The sequence below is a fragment of the Arthrobacter sp. Y3221048 genome, assembly GCF_059092685.1.
This window is the reverse complement of record NZ_JBNHHX010000002.1, coordinates 764725-785919: the sequence shown is the minus strand read 5'-3', so window position 1 is coordinate 785919 and position 21195 is coordinate 764725. Positions and strand designations below refer to the sequence as shown.

At 69.0% G+C, this 21195-nt stretch carries 21 protein-coding genes; 12 read left to right on the top strand and 9 right to left on the bottom strand.

Annotated features, from left to right (window positions below; genetic code table 11):
- The first annotated feature begins 86 nt into the window (after positions 1–86).
- Entirely contained in the window at positions 87–1415 is a 1329-nt protein-coding gene (locus AC5RVS_RS08410) for a glutamyl-tRNA reductase (protein WP_494107784.1), read from the top strand.
- Between the two features lie 46 nt (positions 1416–1461).
- On the opposite strand, the gene moeB is transcribed toward AC5RVS_RS08410, so the two are convergent.
- Complete coding sequence (gene moeB, locus AC5RVS_RS08405) at positions 1462–2646, bottom strand: molybdopterin-synthase adenylyltransferase MoeB (RefSeq protein ID WP_494107783.1); 1185 nt, start codon at positions 2644–2646, stop codon at positions 1462–1464.
- 117 nt (positions 2647–2763) lie between these two features.
- Here moeB and AC5RVS_RS08400 point away from each other — a divergent pair, with 117 nt between their 5' ends.
- The 3 genes from AC5RVS_RS08400 to AC5RVS_RS08390 are packed head-to-tail and all read left to right on the top strand — an operon-like array spanning position 2764 to position 3973.
- On the top strand, positions 2764–3384 hold the full coding sequence (locus AC5RVS_RS08400; RefSeq protein WP_493989097.1) for a TetR/AcrR family transcriptional regulator: 621 nt from the start codon (positions 2764–2766) through the stop codon (positions 3382–3384).
- A 58-nt stretch (positions 3385–3442) separates the two neighbouring features.
- On the top strand, positions 3443–3667 hold the full coding sequence (locus AC5RVS_RS08395) for a DUF3107 domain-containing protein (protein ID WP_136784705.1): 225 nt from the start codon (positions 3443–3445) through the stop codon (positions 3665–3667).
- Between the two features lie 6 nt (positions 3668–3673).
- A complete protein-coding gene (locus AC5RVS_RS08390) occupies positions 3674–3973 on the top strand; it encodes a hypothetical protein (protein WP_494107782.1) in 300 nt (99 codons plus the stop codon).
- 7 nt (positions 3974–3980) lie between these two features.
- On the opposite strand, the gene AC5RVS_RS08385 is transcribed toward AC5RVS_RS08390, so the two are convergent.
- Together AC5RVS_RS08385 and AC5RVS_RS08380 are read right to left on the bottom strand one after the other, a co-directional pair.
- Positions 3981–4316 carry a 4a-hydroxytetrahydrobiopterin dehydratase gene (locus tag AC5RVS_RS08385; protein ID WP_494107781.1) on the bottom strand — a complete coding sequence of 112 codons (336 nt, stop codon included), beginning with the start codon at positions 4314–4316 and terminating at the stop codon, positions 3981–3983.
- A 98-nt stretch (positions 4317–4414) separates the two neighbouring features.
- The gene (locus tag AC5RVS_RS08380) at positions 4415–5110 is read right to left on the bottom strand and encodes a ferritin-like fold-containing protein (protein ID WP_494107780.1); all 696 of its coding nucleotides are present in this window, start codon (positions 5108–5110) and stop codon (positions 4415–4417) included.
- 51 nt (positions 5111–5161) lie between these two features.
- Between AC5RVS_RS08380 and AC5RVS_RS08375 the strand changes: the two genes are divergently transcribed.
- From AC5RVS_RS08375 to AC5RVS_RS08365, 3 genes are all read left to right on the top strand, one after another.
- Complete coding sequence (locus tag AC5RVS_RS08375; protein ID WP_494107779.1) at positions 5162–6727, top strand: RNB domain-containing ribonuclease; 1566 nt, start codon at positions 5162–5164, stop codon at positions 6725–6727.
- A gap of 325 nt (positions 6728–7052) precedes the next feature.
- Positions 7053–8672 (top strand): DEAD/DEAH box helicase, encoded by a 1620-nt coding sequence (locus AC5RVS_RS08370; protein WP_494107878.1) that lies wholly within the window; start codon positions 7053–7055, stop codon positions 8670–8672.
- Positions 8672–9616: a DNA-methyltransferase gene (locus AC5RVS_RS08365; RefSeq protein WP_494107778.1), complete on the top strand. Its 945-nt coding sequence runs from the start codon at positions 8672–8674 to the stop codon at positions 9614–9616. Before AC5RVS_RS08370 ends, AC5RVS_RS08365 begins: the two co-directional genes overlap by 1 nt.
- A gap of 35 nt (positions 9617–9651) precedes the next feature.
- Here AC5RVS_RS08365 and AC5RVS_RS08360 read toward each other — a convergent pair whose 3' ends face one another.
- On the bottom strand, positions 9652–10515 hold the full coding sequence (locus AC5RVS_RS08360; RefSeq protein ID WP_493989091.1) for a PHP domain-containing protein: 864 nt from the start codon (positions 10513–10515) through the stop codon (positions 9652–9654).
- 74 nt (positions 10516–10589) lie between these two features.
- Between AC5RVS_RS08360 and AC5RVS_RS08355 the strand changes: the two genes are divergently transcribed.
- On the top strand, positions 10590–12152 hold the full coding sequence (locus AC5RVS_RS08355) for an aminopeptidase P family protein (RefSeq protein WP_494107777.1): 1563 nt from the start codon (positions 10590–10592) through the stop codon (positions 12150–12152).
- A gap of 112 nt (positions 12153–12264) precedes the next feature.
- Here the strand turns inward: AC5RVS_RS08355 and AC5RVS_RS08350 are convergent, their stop codons facing one another.
- Entirely contained in the window at positions 12265–13230 is a 966-nt protein-coding gene (locus AC5RVS_RS08350; RefSeq protein ID WP_494107776.1) for a YflT domain-containing protein, read from the bottom strand.
- Between the two features lie 163 nt (positions 13231–13393).
- Between AC5RVS_RS08350 and AC5RVS_RS08345 the strand changes: the two genes are divergently transcribed.
- Genes AC5RVS_RS08345 through AC5RVS_RS08335 form a run of 3 tightly spaced genes read left to right on the top strand, consistent with a single transcriptional unit; the run spans position 13394 to position 16418 of the window.
- Positions 13394–14671, top strand: coding sequence for a magnesium transporter MgtE N-terminal domain-containing protein (locus tag AC5RVS_RS08345; protein WP_493989088.1), 1278 nt, complete (start codon positions 13394–13396; stop codon positions 14669–14671).
- Positions 14655–15263, top strand: coding sequence for a DUF1003 domain-containing protein (locus AC5RVS_RS08340; protein ID WP_494107775.1), 609 nt, complete (start codon positions 14655–14657; stop codon positions 15261–15263). The genes AC5RVS_RS08345 and AC5RVS_RS08340 overlap by 17 nt, the downstream gene beginning before the upstream one ends.
- A 3-nt stretch (positions 15264–15266) precedes the next feature.
- The gene (locus tag AC5RVS_RS08335) at positions 15267–16418 is read left to right on the top strand and encodes an Mrp/NBP35 family ATP-binding protein (RefSeq protein WP_494107774.1); all 1152 of its coding nucleotides are present in this window, start codon (positions 15267–15269) and stop codon (positions 16416–16418) included.
- A 59-nt stretch (positions 16419–16477) separates the two neighbouring features.
- Here AC5RVS_RS08335 and AC5RVS_RS08330 read toward each other — a convergent pair whose 3' ends face one another.
- The 3 genes from AC5RVS_RS08330 to sigE are packed head-to-tail and all read right to left on the bottom strand — an operon-like array spanning position 16478 to position 18608.
- Positions 16478–16900, bottom strand: coding sequence for a twin-arginine translocase TatA/TatE family subunit (locus AC5RVS_RS08330; protein WP_493989085.1), 423 nt, complete (start codon positions 16898–16900; stop codon positions 16478–16480).
- A gap of 29 nt (positions 16901–16929) precedes the next feature.
- Complete coding sequence (locus AC5RVS_RS08325) at positions 16930–17994, bottom strand: anti-sigma factor family protein (protein ID WP_494107773.1); 1065 nt, start codon at positions 17992–17994, stop codon at positions 16930–16932.
- Positions 17995–18002: 8 nt separating this feature from the next.
- Positions 18003–18608 carry an RNA polymerase sigma factor SigE gene (gene sigE / locus AC5RVS_RS08320; protein ID WP_493989083.1) on the bottom strand — a complete coding sequence of 202 codons (606 nt, stop codon included), beginning with the start codon at positions 18606–18608 and terminating at the stop codon, positions 18003–18005.
- A gap of 299 nt (positions 18609–18907) precedes the next feature.
- Here sigE and AC5RVS_RS08315 point away from each other — a divergent pair, with 299 nt between their 5' ends.
- Entirely contained in the window at positions 18908–19540 is a 633-nt protein-coding gene (locus AC5RVS_RS08315; RefSeq protein WP_493989082.1) for an O-methyltransferase, read from the top strand.
- Positions 19541–19591: 51 nt separating this feature from the next.
- On the opposite strand, the gene AC5RVS_RS08310 is transcribed toward AC5RVS_RS08315, so the two are convergent.
- Complete coding sequence (locus AC5RVS_RS08310) at positions 19592–21193, bottom strand: leucyl aminopeptidase family protein (protein ID WP_493989081.1); 1602 nt, start codon at positions 21191–21193, stop codon at positions 19592–19594.
- Positions 21194–21195: the final 2 nt, after the last annotated feature.

Genomic DNA, 21195 nt, shown 5'->3' with positions numbered 1-21195 from the left:
CACGGCGCCCCAAATCAGATTAACGCCGGGTTAATGGGCCAAGCTTGGAGAAGCCGACGCTGGCTTCCCGCTAAGATAGAGGCGCTGTGGTCTTACTTTCACTTGTTGCAACCCATTCCAAGGTCGATCTGGAAACGGTGGCCCGCCTGAGCGCCGGCACCTCCCGGATCGATACAGACGTGCTCGCAGACGGGTCCCCGGTCACCGGCGCGGTGGTCCTGGCGACCTGCAACCGGGTGGAAGTTTACTGCGAGACCGAGAGCGAGTCCGACCTGGAGTCCGCCCGCGCCGCGCTCATCGAACAGATCAGCCGCTGCTCGGGATTGGACAATGCGCTGGTTGCCCGCTCCTTCGACCTGAACACCGGCGAGGATGTTGCACGGCACCTGTTCGCGGTCGGGGCGGGCCTGGATTCGGCCGTCGTCGGCGAACGCGAGGTGGCCGGCCAGGTGCGCCGGGCCCTGATCGAGGCGCAGGAGAAGGGCACCGCGAGCGGGGGGCTGGTCAGGCTCTTCCAGACCGCTTCCCGTACGGCCAAGGACGTGGGCACGCAGACGGCCCTCGGCGGCCGCGGGCTCTCGATCGTGTCCGTCGCGCTCGACCTCGCCACCGATCTGGCCGTCGAGAAGGACTGGTCGGACAAGCAGGTTGTACTCTTCGGGACCGGCGCGTATGCCGGAGCCACCATGGCGCTGCTGCGCGAACGCGGCTGCACCCGGATCAGCGTCTACTCGGCTTCCGGCCGCGCCGCGGCGTTTACCGAGACCCGCGGCGGCGTCCCGCTGACCCACGCGGCGCTGGACGACGCGATCGCCTCCGCCGACGTCGTCATCGGATGCAGCGGCAGCGACAACCAGATCAGTGCCGAGCGCGTGGCCGGCGTGCGCACCGGCGTCGACAAGCCGCTGACGATCATCGACCTCGCGCTGAGCCACGACTTTGACCCCGCCGTGGGCACGCTCGAGGGCGTGGAGCTGATCACACTGGAGTCGGTGCGCATGGCCGCCCCCGAGGAACAGGCCGAATCGGTCCAGCAGGCGGCCGAAATCGTCGCCAACGCGGCCCGCAGCTTCGAGGCCAGCCGGCAGGCCCGCAGCGTGGACTCCGCCATCGTGGCACTTCGCAAGCACACCATGCAGGTGCTGGAGAACGAGCTCGAGAAAGTGCGCTCCCAGCACGGCTGCACCGGCCCGGCCCAGGAAGTCGAATTCGCCATGCGCCGCATGGTCAAGCAGTTGCTGCACCTGCCCACCGTGCGGGCGCGGGAACTGGCCGCCAACGGCGAACAGGAGCGGTACATCGCCGCCCTGGAAGCGCTGTACGGCATCACGCTCGAAGAACCCGCCCTGCCCCGGGCAGCTGACCCGGCGTCCTGCCCGGTCGCCGGGCACGGCGAAGACGCCGCCACCGCCTGACGCTGGGACAGCGCCGCAGCCCGACCGCCGCCGCAGCAGGCCAGGCCTAGTACACCGGTTTCGAGGGCTCCACGTCCCTGACCCACGCCAGGATCCCGCCGTCGAGGTGGGCTACCCGGGTGTAGCCCTGCGCCAGCAGGCTCTGCAGCACCTCGGCCGACCGCACGCCCGACTTGCAGTGGAATACCAGGTCCTTCTCCCGCGGCAGGTCGTCCAGGGCCTCGCCGGAAAGGATGCGTCCCTTCGGGACCAGGACCGCGCCCGGGATGTTCACAACGTCGTATTCGCCCGGTTCCCGGACGTCGATCAGCTGGAAGTCGCCCCGGCCGGCAGCGCGGTCGGCCAGCATCCGGGCCAGGGTGGGCGCGTCCACCGCGCGGCCGCCCTCGACCTGGGGCACCGGCGCCACGCCGCAGAACGCCTCATAGTCGACCAGCCGGGTGATCGGCTCGGCCTCGGGATCCTTGCGCACCTTCAGCTCCCGCCAGCTCATCTGGAGGGCATTGAAGACCAGTACGCGGCCCAGCAGAGTCTGCCCGATACCGGTGATCAGCTTGATTGCTTCATTGACCATCACGGAGCCGATCTGTGCGCACAGCACGCCGAGCACGCCGCCCTCGGCGCAGGAGGGCACGGAACCGGGCGGCGGCGCCTCCGGATAAAGGTCGCGGTAGTTCGGCCCGTGGGCGTCCCAGAAGACACTGACCTGCCCGTCGAACCTCAGGATGGAGCCCCACACGTAGGGTTTGCCCAGCAGCGCCGCGGCGTCGTTGACCAGGTACCGGGTGGCGAAGTTGTCCGTGCCGTCCAGGATGACGTCGTAGCCGGCGAAAATCTCCAGGGCGTTGCCGGTGTCCAGCCGGACCTCGTGCAACACCACGTCCACGCCGGGGTTCAGCGCCAGGATGCTGTCCCGTGCCGAGGCCGCCTTGCTGCGCCCCAGGTCCGCCACGCCATGGATGACCTGGCGCTGCAGGTTGCTGGCTTCCACCTCGTCGTCGTCCACGATCCCGATCCGGCCCACGCCGGCAGCGGCCAGATACAGCATGGCCGGCGAACCGAGGCCGCCGGCACCGATCACCAGCACCTTCGCGTTCTTCAGCCTCAGCTGGCCGGCCATGCCCACTTCGGGAATGATCAGGTGCCGCGAATACCGCTCGGTCTCCTCCCTGCTGAGGGACCCGGCCGGTTCCACCAGCGGCGGCAGCTGCCCGCTCTCCAAGGTGCTCATTGTTCCAATCTACGCCCCAGCGGGTTGCTGGTGCGTAAACTGGTCGGGACTGACACTTACTGCACCGTGGCGCTGTAAGTTTCCTGACCGCAGCGCCGGAAGAGGCCGTGTAATACCGTGACGACAGAACCCCGCTCAGCCGCCAAGCCCACCCGACTGCCGCGGGAGGAACGGCGGCGCCAGCTGCTGCAGGCGGCACACGAGGTCTTCGTGGTCAACGGCTACCACGCCGCGGCGATGGACGAGATCGCCGACGCCGCGAACGTGAGCAAGCCGGTGCTCTACCAGCACTTCCCCGGCAAGCGGGAACTCTACCTGGCCCTGCTGGATCACCATCTGGAATCCCTGAACGCGATGCTGATGGCGGCACTGAACTCGACGACGGACAACAAACAGCGCGTGCATGCCACCATCCGGGCCTACTACCAGTTCATCGCCCAGGACAGCCAGGCGCACCGGCTGGTCTTCGAATCCGACCTGAACAACGATCCCGACGTGAGCGCCCGCTTGGAGGACTTCAATGCGGGGCTGGCCAGCGCCATCGCCGGTGTCATCGCCGAGGACACCAAGCTGTCGGCGGTCGAGGCCACCCTGCTGGGCCGGGCCCTGGCCGGCATGGCGCAGATCAGCGCGCGGCACTGGCTGCGCTCGGGCGGCGAACTGGACCAGGACGCCGCAAGCGAACTGATTTACCGTTTAGCTTGGCGCGGAATTTCACGCTTCCCGAAGGAACCCTAGGATAGATTCGCCAGTAGGGAACCCACCCGGCTTACAGCATTAACCAGGAGGCATCAGCGTGGAAGTGAAGATCGGCATGCAGAACGTCGGCCGTGAAATCGTGCTCGATTCGTCGCAGTCGCCGGACGAAGTGGCTGAGATTGCGAGCCGCGCCATGAACGGCGGCGCCGAGCTGCGCCTGACCGACGCCAAGGGACGCCTGGTCATCATCCCGTCCAATGTGCTGGCTTATGTCGAAATCGGCGCCGAGGGGCCGCGACCCGTCGGATTCGGCGCCCTGTAACCACCCATGGTCCCACTGGTCCTGCTGGTGCTGGTCGCCGCCGCCGTCGGCCTCATTGCCTGGGCGGTGGACCGACGGCGCCATGCCTACGGGGTGCTGTTGCTGCCCGGGATCGCGGTGGCGGCGGCGGTGCTGCTCTGGTTGATCCTCATGGTCGCCGGCCTGGGCTCCGAACCGGGAGTGCACTTCCTGTCCTGGCTGCTGCCGATGGGCGTTTCCATCCCGGCCGCGTGGGCCGGTGCCTGGTGGATCGGACGCCGGCGCGTGCAGCGGGATACCGAACAGCTGACCGCCCTGCTGGGCTGAGCGAAGCTTAGTCCGGGTAGCTGTCCGGGTCAGCGTCCGCGGCGAGCTTGCGGGCCAGCACGCTCACCGCTGCCGCAGCGGACACGTCACGGGTCGTGACTTCGGAATCGGCGTCATGCGACGTGAAGCGCAGGAAGACCTTGTTGTACCGCCAGTCCAGGTCGGGGTGGTGCCGCTGCTCCTCGGCCAGGTCACCGACGGCGGCAATAAAATTCAGCGCCTCGCGCCCGTTGTCCAGCTTGAACGCGCTGACCAGCGCTCCGCCCGCATAGCGCCACTCCGGCAGCCCGCGCAGCTGCCGGTCGATTTCTTCACTGCCGAGTACGTCTTTCGCACGTCCCACGATGCCCTCCCGGTCTGCCGCGCGGCCCCGCTGCCCGCAGCATGGGGCCGCCTGTGCCGCCAGCCTACCGGCGAACCCGGCCGGGCTGAAGGCTTCCCTCAGGCCGTCAGGCCCAAATCGTTCATTCGGCGTGAATGGTTCTGGGTCAGCCGGGCAAACAACTCTAGGGTGGCTTCCGCCTGCCGGTCGGGGTCCTGCCCACGCATCAGCTCGCTCAGCACGGCGCGCTCAATCCCGATCCGCTGGGCCTGGGTCAAGGCCTCGCCCACCAGCCTGCGCCCCCACAGCGCCAGCCGGGAGGACAGCCGCGGATCGTCGGCCAGCACCTGTTTCAACCGGGCCGCGATCAAGGAGATCTGCTCGGTGTTTTCCTTGATCCGGGCGACCAGCTTCTGCGTCTCGCCGTCGAGGGCTCCGGCGATGTGCAGGTAGAAGTCGCCCAGCACGCCGTCGGTGACGTAGGCCTTCATCAGGGACTCGTACCAGTCGGCCGGGCGCGTCCGGTCATGGAAGGCATCGATGGAGGGCTGGAAGGGAGCCATGGCCGTTTCCACGTCCACGCCGAGTTGCTCCAGCTGCGCGGCCACCGCCTCGAAATGTTCGAACTCGGTCACCGCAAGCCGGCCGACCGCGGCCCGGTCATGCAGAGTGGGCGAAAAGCGTGCGTCGGAGGAAAACCGCTCGAAGGCGGACAGCTCGCCGTAGGCCATCACGCCGTACAGATCGATCAGGAATTGCCGGCGGCGGCCGGATTCCTCTCCAGGCGCTGCGGGAACGGGGCTCACGGTGCTCATAAATCCAAGGGTAGCGTCCCATTTCGGCGCGGCTGCCGTTAGGCTGGCCGTGTGCCGTACCCGCATTTGGATCCGAAGGTCAACGAGTCCCAGCATCTGCTGGCACGGGTGCTGAAGGACCTGCGGACAGAGTTCGACCTGCCGCAGGAGTTCGACGCGGGCGCACTCGCGGAAGCCCGGGCCGCCGTGGCCGCCCATCGGCTGCCGGAGACCGATCTGACGGCACTGGAATTCGTGACGATCGACCCGCCCTCGTCCACCGATCTGGACCAGGCCCTGTACATAGAGTCCAACGACGGCGGGTACACGGTCTGGTACGCGATCGCCGATGTCCCCGCTTTTGTGGAAGCCGGCGGCGAACTGGATGCCGAAACCCGGCGGCGGGGCCAGACCATCTACGCCCCGGACGGACGGATTCCGCTGCATCCCGACGTCATCGGCGAACAGGCCGGGTCGCTGCTGGCAGACCAGCTGCGGTCGGCCTACGTGTGGCGATTCGAGCTCGACGCCGGTGCGCGCGTCACGGCGGCCACGCTGGAACGCGCCAGGGTGCGCAGCCGGGCCAAGCTGAACTACGAGCAGGTGCAGCAGGACATCGATTCGGGCGACGCGGCGCCCACCCTCCTGCTGTTAAAGGAAGTGGGCAGCAAGCGGGTGGAGCTCGAACGCGAGCGCGGCGGGGCCAGCCTCAATGTCCCCGACCAGGAGATCGCCCACGACGGCCGGCACTATTTCATTGTCACCAAGCCGCCGTTGCCGGTGGAGGACTGGAACGCCCAGATCTCGCTGATGACCGGGATGGCCGCGGCCAAGATCATGCTGGAGGGCAGGATCGGGATTCTGCGCACCATGCCGGGCCCGGACGCGGACGCCGAAGCCCAGTACCGCCGGCAGACCGAGGCGCTCGGGTTCCCGTGGCCGCATGAGATGGCCTACGGCGACTATCTGCGCAGCCTGGACACCACCGATCCCAAGCAGTTGGCCCTGATGCACGGGGCGACCGCGCTGTTCCGCGGTGCCGGCTACACCCCGTTCGTCGGCGAACTCCCGCCCGAACGGCAGCAGGCGGCCATCGCCGCACCCTACGCGCACGCCACGGCTCCCCTGCGCCGGCTGGTGGACCGTTTCGTGCTGGTCATCTGCCACGCCCTGTGCGCCGGCGAACCTGTTCCGCAGTGGGCCCGGGAAGCGCTGGACGAACTGCCCAAGCTGATGGCGGCTTCCGACCAGCTGGCGGGGCGGGTGGACCGCGCTGCGCTGGACGCCGTCGAAACGGCGCTGCTCAGCCACCGTGTCGGGGAGGAGTTCGACGCCGTCGTCATTACCGGCACCCGCTACCCCGGCAACGGGAACAGCAACGGCAACGGCAATGGCAACGGGAACAGCAACGACAACGGAAGCCGCAACGGCAACGGAAACGGGAAAGTGCTGGTGGCGGGCAGGGGCAAAGGCAGCGGGAACGGCGGCCAGGAGCCGTATGGCGTGGTCCAACTCAGCGACCCGCCGGTCACCGCACGATGCTCGGGAGTGCTGGAGGCGGGGGCCACGGTGCGCGTTCGGCTGACGCTGGCGGACATCGAGGACCGGCGCCTGCACTTCGAACTGGCCGACGGTTAAGGCCCCGCCCGGTGCGCCGGAGGGCCCGGTTTGCCAACGACCGGTAGAGTTAACCGTGTAGTACTGGATGCCCGGTCGTTGATTGAGTGAAGTGAATCCATCAACAGATCCGTCCCTACGCGATCTTTAACCTCCTTGGCTGCCTCATTGGCCGGCCGGGAAAGCAGTTGTTAGCCCGCGATCGGCTTCCACTGGTTGCGCCACGCTTCCGCCTTGTTCCGCTCCCGCAGCACCTGCAGGACCGTTGAGCACCGCCGGCGTCGGCGCCTGAATGAACGGTATGTAATTGAACACTGAAAATATCCAGGTGGCTGGCGAACAGCTCATCCACGCTGACAACAGCGCCGAAGAGCTGGTCGTCGAGGCCGTGCTGGCCTCCGACGAACGCCCGCACGAACTGCCCAAGCAGACCTTCGCCGACCTCAACGTCCGCGCCGACATCGTGCGGTCGCTTTTCGACGCCGGCATCACCCACCCCTTCCCGATCCAGGCCATGACCCTGCCGGTGGCCCTCGGCGGCCACGACATCATCGGCCAGGCCAAGACCGGTACGGGCAAGACCCTGGGCTTCGGCATCCCCGCGCTGCAGCGCGTGGTGGGCCCGGACGACGACGGCTTCGACAAGCTTCCGGTGCCCGGTGCACCGCAGGCCTTGATCGTCGTGCCGACGCGCGAACTGGCCGTGCAGGTCGGCAACGACCTGACCACCGCCTCCAAGCAGCGCAACGCGCGCGTCGCGGTCATCTACGGCGGGCGTGCCTACGAACCCCAGATCGAGATGCTGCAGAAGGGCGTCGAGGTCGTGGTCGGCACCCCCGGCCGGCTGATCGACCTGCACCGCCAGAAGCACCTGAGCCTGAAGAACGTCCGCATCGTGGTCCTGGACGAAGCCGACGAGATGCTGGACCTGGGCTTCCTGCCGGACGTCGAGACCCTGCTGGCCGCCACCCCGGCCGTGCGCCAGACCATGCTCTTCTCCGCCACCATGCCCGGGCCGGTGATCGCCATGGCCCGGCGGTACATGACGCAGCCGACGCACATCCGCGCCGCCGATCCGGACGACGAAGGCATCACCAAGAAGGACATCCGCCAGGTTGTCTACCGGGCGCACAACCTGGACAAGGACGAGGTCGTGGCCCGCATCCTGCAGGCCGAGGGCCGCGGCCGGACCATCATCTTCACCAAGACCAAGCGCACTGCCGCCAAGCTGTCCGAGGAGCTGATCGACCGCGGATTCGCCGCCGGCGCCATCCACGGCGACCTCGGCCAGGGCGCCCGTGAACAGGCGCTGCGCGCGTTCCGCAACAACAAGGTGGACGTGCTGGTCGCCACCGATGTCGCCGCCCGCGGCATCGACGTGGAAGACGTCACGCACGTGATCAACTTCCAGTGCCCCGAAGACGAGAAGGCATACCTGCACCGGGTGGGCCGGACCGGCCGTGCCGGCAACAAGGGCACCGCCGTCACCTTTGTGGACTGGGATGACGTCCCGCGCTGGGGCCTGATCAACAAGGCACTGGGCCTGGACGTACCGGAACCGCAAGAGACCTACTCCTCCTCCCCGCACCTGTTCACCGACCTGAACATCCCCGAAGGCACCAAGGGCAGGCTTCCGCGCAGCCAGCGCAAGCTCGCAGGCATCGACGCCGAGAAGCTCGAAGACCTGGGCGAGACCGGCAAGCACCCTGCCCGCTCCGGCGGCCAGCGGCAGGACGGCGGCCGCAGCGGTGTCCGCCGCGGCGGGGCACGCCAGGGCGGCCCGCAGGGCCGGTCCGATGCGGGCAACCCCCGGCAGCGCCGCAGCGGCGAGGAGGCACCCGCGGAGACCACGGCCGTCGCCCCGGCCGACAAGCCGCGCCGGAAGCGTTCACGCACCCGCCGCCGGAACGGCGAGGTCGTCACCGGGACCGCACAGCAGGTCACCGACGGCGCCAGCGGGGAATAGTGGCCGGTATCCCGTGGAGGCCCGACGGCAGCTCGCTGGTGGTCCACGCGGACAACGCCGACTTCCTGCCCACGCTGCCCGACGGCGCTTTCACCCTGATCTACCTGGACCCGCCGTTCAACACCGGCCGGGTCCAGGTCCGGCAGCAGACCTCCATGGTGCGCAGTGCCGATGGTGAAGGCGACCGCATCGGGTTCAAGGGGAAGTCGTACCAGACGGTCAAGGGCACACTCGCCAGCTACGACGACGCGTTCGACGACTACTGGTCCTTCCTGGAGCCCCGTCTCTCCGAAGCCTGGCGGCTGCTGGCCGACGACGGCACACTCTACCTGCACCTGGATTACCGCGAGGTGCACTATGCCAAGGTGCTGCTGGACATGCTCTTCGGCCGCGAGAGCTTCCTGAACGAGATCATCTGGGCCTACGACTACGGCGCCCGCGCGCGCAACCGCTGGCCGGCCAAGCACGACAACATCCTGGTCTACGTCAAGAACCCGAAGGCCTACCACTTCGACAACGCGGAAGTAGACCGCGAGCCGTACATGGCTCCGGGCCTGGTGACGGCGGAGAAGGCCGCACGCGGCAAGCTCCCGACCGACGTCTGGTGGCACACCATCGTCTCCCCCACCGGCCGGGAAAAGACCGGCTACCCTACCCAGAAGCCCGAAGGGCTGCTGCGCCGCATGGTTGCCGCGAGCAGCCGGCCGGGCGACTGGGTGCTGGATTTTTTTGCCGGCTCCGGGACCCTCGGCGCCGTGGCCGCCGGCATGGACCGGCGGTTCGTGTGCGTGGACCAGAATCCGCAGGCCATCGACGTCATGCGCAAACGCCTGGGCCGCCATGCGGCCGTGGTTGAGGCCGGCGAGGCCGCGGCCGGTGAGTCCGCGGTCGGCGAGGTCAGTATCGGCGCCGGCGAGGTCGCGGCAGCACAGCCCGCGACCTGAACCAGCGGGGCCCGCCGCAGCAAAGGCGTATCCAATCAGCGGACGATGCGGCCGGGAAGGTGCGCCGCGGCACCCGTCCCGGCGGCGAGGATGCGGTCCAGCATGGCCGGGTCGGTGGTGTTTTCGCCCAGCCGGTTCGGCTTGCCCGCACCGTGGTAATCGCTGGATCCCGTGATGATCAGATCGTGCTTGGCGGCCAGCCGGCGCAGCTCTTCCCTGCCCTCTTCCGGGTTGTCCCGGTGATCAATCTCCACCCCGGCCAGCCCTGCGTCGAGCATTTCCTCGACGACGGCATCGCCGACCACCCGGCCCCGGCTGCTGGCCACCGGATGGGCAAAGACCGGCACTCCCCCGGCCTCGCGCACCAGTGCGACGGCGGTGGCCGGGTCGGGGGCGTAGTGCGACACGTAGTAGCGCGAGTGGGCGGTCAGGATCCGGGCGAAGGCTTCGCTGCGGTCGGACACAATTCCGGCTGCCACCAAGGCGTCGGCTATGTGCGGCCGGCCGATCGTCGCTCCGTGGCCGACGCGGGCCGTGACCTCCGCCCACGTGATCGGGAAGTCCTCGGCGAGCAGTTCCACCATGCGCTCGGCCCGGGTCATGCGCGCGTCCCGTGCCTTGTTGATTTCGGCCAGCAAGCCGGGGTGGGCGGGGTCGTGCAGATAGGAGAGCACATGCACGCTGATCCCCGCCACGGTACGGCACGTGACCTCCATGCCCGGCACGAAACCGATGCCCGACTCGACGGCGGCGGTGCGCGCCGCTTCCCACCCGGCAGTCGAGTCGTGGTCGGTGAGCGCCACGACGTCAAGACCGGCGGCTGCCGCGGCACGCACCACTTCGTCGGGAGGTTCGGTGCCGTCGGAAACGGTGGAATGCGCATGCAGGTCGATCTTCACACGACCAATTTACGCCAGGATCCCCGCCGCCCGCGGATGTTGGCAGCGCCTTGGGCCGATGAGACGATGGGACGGTGAGTACTTACCGAAATGAAGACGCCTCACAGCAGCCCGCCGGGGAGCAGCCGCTGGAAGACCGCGTCAACAACCGTTCCCAGCGTCCTGAATCGGATGCCTTCAAGGAGTTTATGGGCAGCCACTGGGCTCCGGCCGGCTCGTCCGCCCCGGAGCAGGCAGCCGTCGCGCCCTTCGCCGCGCACCGCCGTCGGGCGCTCTCCGAGAAATTCCACGGTGAGCGCCTGGTTATTCCGGCCGGCCCGTTGAAGGTCCGCTCCAACGACACCGACTACCGCTTCCGCCCGCATTCGGGGTTCGCCCACCTGACCGGCCTGGGCCTGGACCATGAGCCGGACGCCGTGCTGGTCATGGAGCCCACCGAGGCGGGCGCGGGTGACGACGGCGGCCATCACCGGGCCACCCTCTACTTCCGCCCGATGTCCGGCCGGGATTCCGCCGAGTTCTACGCCAACGCCCGGTACGGCGAGTTCTGGATCGGTCCCCGGCCCACCCTGGAGGAACTGAACCGTCGGCTGGGCCTGCCCACCGCCGACCTGGGCGAACTCGAAGTCGCCATCACCAAGGACGCAGGGGTTGTTCACGTGGGCGGGATGCGGATTCGGCTGCTGCGCGAGGTCGACCTGAACGTGGACGCCCTCGTGGACACGTCCCGGATCAACACCGGCGTGGACCTGGAGGAATCCGACCAGCTCGACGGCAAGCTCTCCGAAGCGCTGTCCGAACTGCGCCTGCTCAAGGACGAGTGGGAAGTCCAGGAGATGAAGAAGGCCGTGGAGGCGACGGTCAACGGCTTCCATGAGGTGGTCAAGGTGCTGCCGCGCGCGCTGACGCATGAGCGGGGCGAACGCGTGGTGGAAGGCGCGTTTTTCGCCCGGGCACGCGAAGAAGGCAACGACCTGGGCTACGACACCATCGCCGCCAGCGGCAACAACGCGACCATCCTGCACTGGATCCGCAACAACGGGCAGGTAAAGGCCGGAGACCTGCTGCTGTTGGATGCAGGGGTGGAAGCCGACTCGCTGTACACCGCGGACGTGACGCGTACGCTGCCGGTCAACGGCACGTTCACCGAGGTCCAGCGCAAAATCTACCAGGCGGTACTCGATGCTGCCGACGCCGGTTTTGCCGCGGCGCAGCCGGGCGTGAAGTTCCGTGACGTCCACACTGCCGCGGTCACCGTGCTCGCCGAACGCCTGGACGAGTGGGGCCTGTTGCCGGTTCCCCTGGCCGAAGCGCTCTCCCCCGAGGGCCAGCACCACCGGCGCTGGATGCCGCACGGCACCAGCCACCACCTGGGCCTGGACGTTCATGACTGTGCGCAGGCGAAGCGCGATTTGTACCTGGACGGTGTGCTCACCCCGGGCATGGTGTTCACGATCGAGCCCGGACTCTATTTCAAGGACGAAGACCTGGCCGTCCCGGCCGAATACCGCGGCATCGGGGTGCGGATCGAGGACGACATCCTGATGACTTCCGATGGTCCGGTGAACCTGTCGGCGGCCCTGCCGCGCAAGCCCGAGGACGTGGAGTCCTGGATGGCCGGCATCTACGGCACCTGAGGGGACTAACGACTCCGGCGACAGCCGCCGAAGCAACGCCACATGGGAAGGGATCCGCCGTCTGCAACGGCGGATCCCTTCCCATTCGCGTGCGAGGCTGGTGGCGTGCGGGCTACGTGCCGGGGCGGTCGTCGTCGCGGAAGGAGCCTGCGTCCCCCTCGCCGGCCCGTGGGGTGGCGCCAGGCTGGGCCTCGCCGGCCCGGGGGCTGGTGCCCGGCTGGGTCTCGCTGGTCTGGTGGCTGCCGCCGCCGGGCTCGGTCTCGCCGGCCTGGGGGCTGCCGCCGGGCTCGGTCTCGCCGGCCGGCCGGGGCTGGGCGGGCTCGGGAGTCACGCGGATTCCGTACTGCGGGCGGCCGTCGGGCAGATCGGGAAAGCGTCCGCGCACGGGCTGGCCGGTCACGCCGGGCTGGGCCGCGTCGGGCTGGGCCGGGCCGGGCTGGGGCTGCTGCGCCGGGGCGTTGCCGCCCTGGCGGTACGGGTCCTCGCCCCACTGGGCCGGGCGTTCCGGGGCCTGCGGCTGTTGGCCGGCAGGAGGCTGCTGCCCGAGGGGTGCCTGGCCCTGGTTTGCCGGCTGGCCGGGGCGCGCGGTGCCGGCCATCGGCAACTGCGCGGCGAGCCGCCGGGCTTCGTGTGCCACCTCGGTGGACACCACCACGTCGTAGCTGGTCGCGATGACCTGGTTGGTGGAGGTGAAGTCCCGCTTGCCGCGCTGCAGTGCGTAGGAAATGATGCCGAACAGCATCCAGAAGGCCGCGCCCATGGCCATCGACGAGATCAGCAGCACAAAGGTTTCGCCGCCGCCGAAGAGCATCAGCAGCAAGCCGACGAACAGTCCGAACCACGCGCCGGTGGCCGCGCCGGAGAGGGCGACCCGCGGATAGCTGAGCTTGCCGGTGACCCGCTCGACGGTCTTCAGGTCGTTGCCCACGATGCTCACGTGCTGGACGGGGAATTCCTCGTCCGCGAGATAGTCCACCACCTTCTGGGCATCCAGATACGAGCGGTAGTTACCGATCAACTCGCCCTGCGGAAGGGTACGGCTGAGGTCCCGGGAATCTGTACGGCCAAGCATCGACATACCCCCATTGTCGCTGATATATGCAACCAGTGGTTCGGGTATCGCTTCAGGTGAACGTGGGAACCCCTCGTGCACCCTCCGCCGCCGCCCGGGCGCGCCTCTGCGCGGGTCCGGCTGGCCCGCCAAATCCCGGATTTCGGGGCCCAGCACGTAGCCTAAAGGGGTGAGCACAAAAACCAACCGCGTCTTCGTAGCCCGGCTGCTCGGCCTGGACGTCTTCGACCCGCTCGGAGACCGCCTGGGCCGGCTGCGCGACGTCGTCGTCCTCGACTACGGCCCTGCCAAACCGCCCCTGGTGGTCGGCCTGGTGGTCGAGGTCCCCGGTAAAAAACGCGTGTTCGTCCCCATGACCCGGATCACCTCGATCACCGCCGGGCAGGTCATCTGCACCGGGCTGGTAAACCTGCGCCGGTTCGAGCAGCGCGGCGCCGAAACCCTGGTGGTCGCCGAGATGTTCGACCGCCGCGTCACGCTCGCCGACGGCAGCGGCGATGCAACCATTTTGGACATCGGCATGGAGCAGTCCCGCGACGGCGACTGGTATGTGTCCCAGCTCTTCGTCCGGCGCGGCCATTCCACCTCGCCGCTGCGCAGCCTGCGCCGCAACGAGACACTGATCGTGGACTGGCACGAGGCCTACCAGGGCGCCCGCCACGAACCGCAGGCCGCCACCACCTTCGTGGCCAGCCACGAGGACCTCAAACCCGCCGACTTCGCCGAGGCGCTGCACGAAATGACGCAGAAGCGCCGGCTGGAAGTCGCGAGCGAGCTGCAGGACGACCGGCTGGCGGATGTGCTCCAGGAGCTGCCGGACGACGACCAGGTGCAGATCCTGACGTCGCTGGATGCCGAACGCGCCGCCGTCGTGCTGGAGGAAATGGATCCGGACGATGCCGCGGACCTGCTGGCCGAGCTGCCCGAGGAGCAGAAGGAAGAGCTGCTGCAGCTGATGGAGCCGGAAGAAGCCAAGGACGTCCGGCGGCTGCTGGAGTACGAGGAAAACACCGCCGGTTCCATGATGACGCCGGTGCCGGTGATCCTGCCCCCGGAAGCCACGGTGGCCGAGGCCCTGGCGCATGTGCGCCGTGAAGAGCTCACGCCGGCGCTGGCGTCGGCCATCTTCGTCTGCCGGCCCCCGCTGGAGACGCCCACCGGGAAGTACCTGGGCGTGGTCCATATCCAGCAGCTGCTGCGCTATCCGCCGCCGGAGGCGCTGGGCAATATCGTGGATTCGGACTTGGAACCGGTGCTGGACCTGAGCGATGTCAGCGAGGTGGCCCGCACCCTGGCAACGTACAACCTGAATGCCCTGGCGGTGGTCAACAGCGCCGGCCGGCTGGTCGGCGCCGTGACGGTTGACGACGTGTTGGATCATCTGCTGCCCGACGACTGGCGGGCGCAGGACGACTCCCCCGTAAGCGGAGGTGGACGCTTTGGCTGAGAAGGCAGATCGGAAAATCAAGGTCGCGGGACTGGACACCCCGCGCGAGACCCGCACGCGCCTGCTGGTCCGGTTGAGGCCCAACCCGGATTATTTCGGCAAGGCCACGGAGTCCTTCGCCCGCTTCATGGGCACCCCGCAGTTCCTGATGTGGATGTCGGTTTTCTGTCTGCTCTGGCTGGCCTGGAACACGTTCGGACCCGAACACCTGCGCTTCGACAGCGCCGCGCTGGGCTTCACTGCGTTGACCCTCATGCTCTCGCTGCAGGCCTCCTACGCCGCTCCCCTGCTGCTGTTGGCGCAGAACCGCCAGGACGACCGGGACAAGGTCTCGCTGCAGCAGGACCGCCAGCGCGCGGAACGCAACCTGGCGGACACCGAGTACCTGACCCGCGAACTGGCAGCGCTGCGGATCGCCATCCGCGAGGTGGCCACGCGCGACTTCGTCCGCAGCGAGCTGCGCTCGGTGCTGGAAGAACTGCTGGACGACGAGTCCGGGGACGAACGCCGCCGCGGCCGGCGCCGGCCCTCCGATGCCACGACCTCGCTGCCCAAGCTGCCGCCGCCTGGAAGCGGCGGCCAGGAGAACTGATCCATGACTGATCCACACCTGTCGCAACACCCGGATCCGGCCGCCGTAAGGCGCGCGCTGGGAACGGTGATCGACCCCGAGCTTCGCCGTCCCCTCGCGGAGCTGGGCATGCTCAAGGAGGTCCGGATTGACGACGGCGGACGGGTCACCGTCGGCGTGCTGCTCACCATCTCGGGCTGTCCGCTGCGCGGCACCATCACGACCGATGTGGAGCACGCCCTGGCAGCCGTCCCGGGCGTTTCCGGGGTGGCGGTGGAGCTGGACGTGATGACGCCGCAGCAGCGCAACGATCTCAAGGAACAGCTGCGCGGTGCCGGACGCGGCAATCCGTTCGCCGATCCGTCCTCGCTTACCCGCATCTACGCCGTGGCCAGCGGCAAGGGCGGGGTGGGCAAGTCCAGCGTGACCGTCAACCTCGCGTGCGCCATGGCCGCCCAGGGGTTGCGCGTGGGCATCATCGACGCCGATGTCTACGGTTTCTCGGTTCCCGGGCTGCTGGGCATCACGCAGGCCCCCACCCGGGTGGACGAGATGATCCTGCCGCCGGTGGCCTACGGGGTGAAGGTCATCTCGATCGGCATGTTCGTGTCGGGCAACCAGCCGGTGGCCTGGCGCGGGCCCATGCTGCACCGGGCCCTGGAGCAGTTCCTCACCGACGTCTACTTCGGCGATCTGGATGCGCTGTTCCTGGATCTGCCTCCGGGCACCGGGGACGTGGCAATCTCCGTCGCGCAGCTGCTCCCGTCCTCGCAGATCCTGGTGGTGACTACCCCGCAGGGCGCCGCGGCCGAGGTGGCGGAACGCGCCGGCGCCATTGCCGCGCAGACCGGGCAACAGGTGGCGGGAGTCATCGAGAACATGTCCTGGCTGGCGCTGCCGGACGGATCCAGGATGGAAGTCTTCGGCTCAGGCGGCGGAACTGCCGTCGCCGAGCGGCTCTCCGCCGTGCTGGAGACGCCGGTACCGCTGCTGGGAAGCATCCCGCTGGAACCCCGGCTGCGCGCCGGCGGCGACGCCGGCCGTCCCATCGTCTTGGACGGGGCAGACGGCTCCGGATCCGGGGGCGCCGCGGCCGAACTGCGGCGAATGGCGGCGGAATTGGCAGCGCGTCCGCGCGGTCTGGCCGGACGCACGCTGGGCGTCACTCCCCGCTAGCGCGTGCAGGGGCACCGCGCTGGGCGCCACCGAGCGACGACGGATGCCGCGCTTCGCGGTCAGGTCGCCTCGGTGTCGAACGGCGCCGCCTCGCCCGGGGCAAGCCGTGCCGCGGGCCCGGCCGCCGGACGCGCCGGCGCCCTCGAACCGGTTGACATGCCCGTGCCGGCTGCGGTTGCGGCTGCTGCCGCGACCGCCGGCGCCGCCGGGGCCGGACGCGGCGTCTCGTCGTCGTCCAATAATGCTTCTTTGATGATCCGGCGGGGGTCGTATTGCCGCGGATCAAGCTTCCGCCAGTCCATGTCGACGATGTCGTCGCCGACTTCCTCCCGCAGCTGCTCCTTGGCGCCCGCGGCCATGGTTTTCAGCTGTTTGACGAACCTGCCCAGCTGCGCGGCGTATTCGGGCAACCGCTCAGGTCCGAGGATCACCAAGGCAAGGATTGCCAGGATGATCAGTTCTGAGCCGTTGATTCCAAACACGATTGAAGGTTACCCGTTCGCCGGGCCGGTCAGCCACTTGGCGGGCTGACCATCATGCCCAGCCCGCGGATGATGCGGCTGAGCGGATCGTCGGCCGGCGACGGCGCCGGGAGCTTGAGGCGGGAGTTCTCCGACAGCACCACGTGGCTGACCGTCTCCGGCATCTCGGCCAGCGGAAGGTCGGACCACAACGTGTACGTCACCTCGTCGGAGTGGAGCACCACGGTCCAGTCCTCGCCGCCGCGGATCCACACCGCCCGGTTCAGCCCGGCGACTTCCCGGAACCCGTCCATGGTCACGGGATGGCCCGTGGTGGCATTCACCGGCGGCGCGGAATCCGTCACCCGGGCCGTTCCGTCCGCGCTCCCGTCCCCGCGCCGCTGCTCGGTGACGACCACCCGGTGGCTGCCGTCGCTCAGCTCGAGCCGGACGGCAGGCTGCCCGTCCACGATCGTCTGTTCCGCGCTCTGCATGCGGTAGCCAAGCCCGGGCAGCAACGGGCAGGTCCAGCCACTGCGCCGGAGCTCCTCGAGTGCCGCGCTGTCCATGGCGATCGGACGGGCGGCGCCTGCATCCGCGGCCACCGGCACCCAGGCCGTGCCTGTGGCAAGGCCTTGGCCGGCGTCCGCCTCCGGGGTCTCGCCGCCCAAAACGAAAGCCGCGGACAACGTCAGCACGGCGCAGCCGCCCACCACGCCGCCGGCGACGGCCAGCACCCGCCTGACCGGCCTGCGCGCGGGCACCGCCTCCGTCCGGGAGCCGCCGGCCGCCGGGAGGGCAGCGGCACCGGACACCGCGGCAGCGCCGGGTACGGCAGCGGGCCGGTTTTCCGGGGCCCGGAAGGGCACGGCGCCGGGCGGGGGCCCGTCCGGCTCGGCAGCCCCGGGTCGGCTGCAGCGCAGCAACCGCGCGGTCAGGTTGTCATCAGGGGGCGGCACGTCCAACGAGCGGAGGCGATCCTGAATCTGGCGGAACTCGTCAACGCTCTTGCGGCACCGCCGGCAGCGTTGAAGATGGCGTTCGAGTGCGGGGCGGCGGTCATCGGAGAGTTCGCCGTCCAGATACTCCGCCAGCTCTCTTTCCGGGTGGAGCATGGCAACGATCAGTGGGCTCCGGCGATTCGGGGCAGTTTCAGGCGCGCGCGTTTGCCGGCGGGATCCCGGTGCGCCAGCTTCTCCCGGAGCATGGTCCGGCCGCGGTGGATGCGCGAGCGGACGGTGCCCAGCTTAACGCCAAGGGCCGCGGAGACCTCGTCGTAGGACAACCCCTCGAGGTCGCAGAGCACCACCGCGGCGCGAAAGTCCGGCGGCAGCTCGTCCAAGGCGGCCTGGACATCGATGTCCAGGTTGTTGTATTCGAAGCTGCGCTCGGGGCCGGGATCCTTGCCGGGCAGCCTGGCTTCGGCTTCGTCGCTCAGTCCATCGAACCGGATGCGGCTTTTGCGCCGGGCCTGGTCCAGGAACAGGTTGGTGGTGATCCGGTGAAGCCAGCCGTCCAGCGTGCCGGGCTTGAAGTTATCCAGCGACCGGAAGACGCGGACAAAGACTTCCTGGGTGAGGTCTTCGGCGTCATACCGGTTGCCCGTGAGCCTGAAGGCCAGTCGGTAGACCTTGGCGGAGTGGTTGCGGACCACTTCTTCCCACGTCGGAGCAACCCACTGATCGTTGCCGGCCGCGGCGTCCGACGCGGCGTCCTGAAGCTTCGTCATCTTTGTGCCCCTTCGTCGACCCGCCCGCCTGCCGCCCGCCTCCTGGGCGTCCGGGAATGCGGCTGGCGTGCTGCCGGTCTGATTTCGGCGTCCCGGGTACCCATCTTGGCCCAAAAAACTGGGAGAATTCTGTAAACGGGCTGCACAAATACCGCTAAGTGCTCCCGGCTGTCTTCCCCGGCCGGCGGCGCCTGCCCCGACGCCGCGGCACGCGCCCGATCCCGTCAACTGTGGCAGTAGGCTTGGCACTGCGGCCCTGCGCCGTTTCCCCGGAACAGCCGAAGAGAAAGTGATGATACATGAGTGCCGACAAGCAGACGAGTTGGTCCTACACGGAGGGGCTCCCCGCCGAGGATGACGTCTTGCTTCGGGCCCGTGAGCGTTCCCATGAACTGGGCGTTGCGGCCGTCGGCACCGGGGTCGGCGCTGCTTTGACTGTCCTCGCCGCGGGAACCAAGGCGCAGACTGTGGTGGAGATCGGTTCCGGCGCCGGCGTGTCCGGGGTCTGCCTCCTGCGCGGGCTCCCCCCGGCCGCGGTGCTGACCACCATCGACGCCGATGTCGACCATCTGCGCGCGGCCCGCCAGGCGTTCGTCGACGCCGGCATTCCGGGCAACCGCACGCGCACCATCTCCGGCCGGGCGGCCGACGTGCTGCCCCGGCTGACCGACAACGCCTACGACCTCGTCTTCGTCGACGCGGACAAGCCCTCGTATCCGCTGTACGTGGAGCAAGCGGTCCGGCTGCTCAAGCGCGGCGGCATGCTGATTGTCAACGACGCCCTGGACCATGACCGGGTCTCGGATCCGGCCATCCGCGAAGAATCCACCACCACGCTGCGCAAGGTCGGCAGGGCCATCCGGGAAAACGAGCAGTTGCTCTCCACCATCCTGCCGACCGGCGAGGGACTGCTGCTGGCCGTCAAACGCTGACCGTTCCGCTGCGCCCTGCCGGCGGGCAGCCCGGCCGTCCGACCGCCTGCGCTAGCCGCGGTAGGAGCGCAGGAAGGACAGCAGCAGCCGGGCTCCGTATCCCGTGGCCCCCTTCGTGACCTCGGCCCGGTCGGAGTCCGCGCGGGCCGTTCCGGCGATGTCCAGGTGGATCCACGGGAAGGTGCCGACGAATTCGCGCAGGAACAGCGCCGCGGTGATCGATCCTCCGCCGACCTTCGAACGCTGTGACGCTATGTGCGAGATGTCCGCGATGCCGGATTCCAACGCGAAGCCGTACTCGTCCGCCACCTCGTCCAGCGGCATGTGCCAGACCCGCTCCCCGGTGGCCTCGCCCGCGGCTTCGAAAGCGCGCACCAAGGACGGCCGGTTGCCGTACAGCGCCGCATGCTGCCTGCCCAGCCCCATGGACGCCGCGCCGGTGAGGGTGGCGATATCCACCAAGACGTCAGGCTGCAGCCGGGCGGCGGCGTAGGAGAGGCCGTCCGCGAGCACCATGCGCCCTTCCGCGTCCGTGTTGCCGATCTCCACCGTGGTGCCGTCCTGGACGGTCACCACGTCGCCGGGCCGGTAGGCGTCGGCGCCGATGGCGTTCTCTGCCAAGGCGAGCAGCCCGGTGACACGGTGCGGTACGCGCAGCTCCGCTGCGGCGGCGAGCACCGCCAGCACGACGCCGGCGCCCGCCATGTCGGTCTTCATCGGCAGCATCGGTTCGCGCGGCTTAAGCGACAGCCCGCCTGTGTCGAAGGTGATGCCCTTGCCGACGATGACGATGTGCCTGGTGTCCTCGCCGGCCTGTGCGGGCGTGTAGTCCAGCTGCACCAGCCTGGGCGGAGTCGGCGACGCCGATCCCACGGCCAGCAGACCGCCAAACCCTTCGGCAGCGAGCTGATGCTCGTCCCAGGTGCGGATACCCAGGCCGCTGGACGCGGCGAGGCGCCCGGCCTGGCCTGCCATCCACTCCGGACTCTTCACGTTGGAGGGCATGTTCGCCAGGTCCCGCGCCAACCACGTGGCCCGGGCGCCGATAGCTGCCGTTGCGGCAGTCCCTGCCGAGATTCCGGTAAGCTCCAGCACCGCGGCCATCGGTTTTGGCCCGTCGGACGTGCCCGCGCGCGGCGGCCGGTAGCCGCCCAGCAGGAATCCCTCGATGAAAGCCTGCTGCAACTCGTCCGGCAGGCCGTCGACGGCGGTGCTGCGCACCCGGTCGGTGCCCATCGTCGCCTTGGCCAGGGCGGCTCCGGCCTTGCGCAGCTCCGCTGCGCTGCCACTGCCCAGCCCAATCAAGACCAGGCGCGCCGGCAGCTGCGCGGAGCGAGGCGGCGCCGGCGCCGCCAGCACGTCGCCTGCCTTGCCGGAGATCCCGTGGACCTCCGCCAGGGCCGCCACGTCGGCGCCAAAGTCTGCCGCCGCTTCGGCGGCTCCCTGGCGCGGCTGCGGCGTCACCTGCTCAGCATTGAACTCGCCTGCGCCGATGGGTACCGCCAGCACGGTGACTTCCTCGGCACCTTGGGCCGGCGACTGTCCGCGGCCGAGGGCCGGCAGGGCCAGGACGCGCGCCATCTGCGGTTCAATCAGGGCCTGTTCCAGATGACGGGCGGTTTGTTCCTCTGCGGTGGAGGGAACGCGGCTCACAG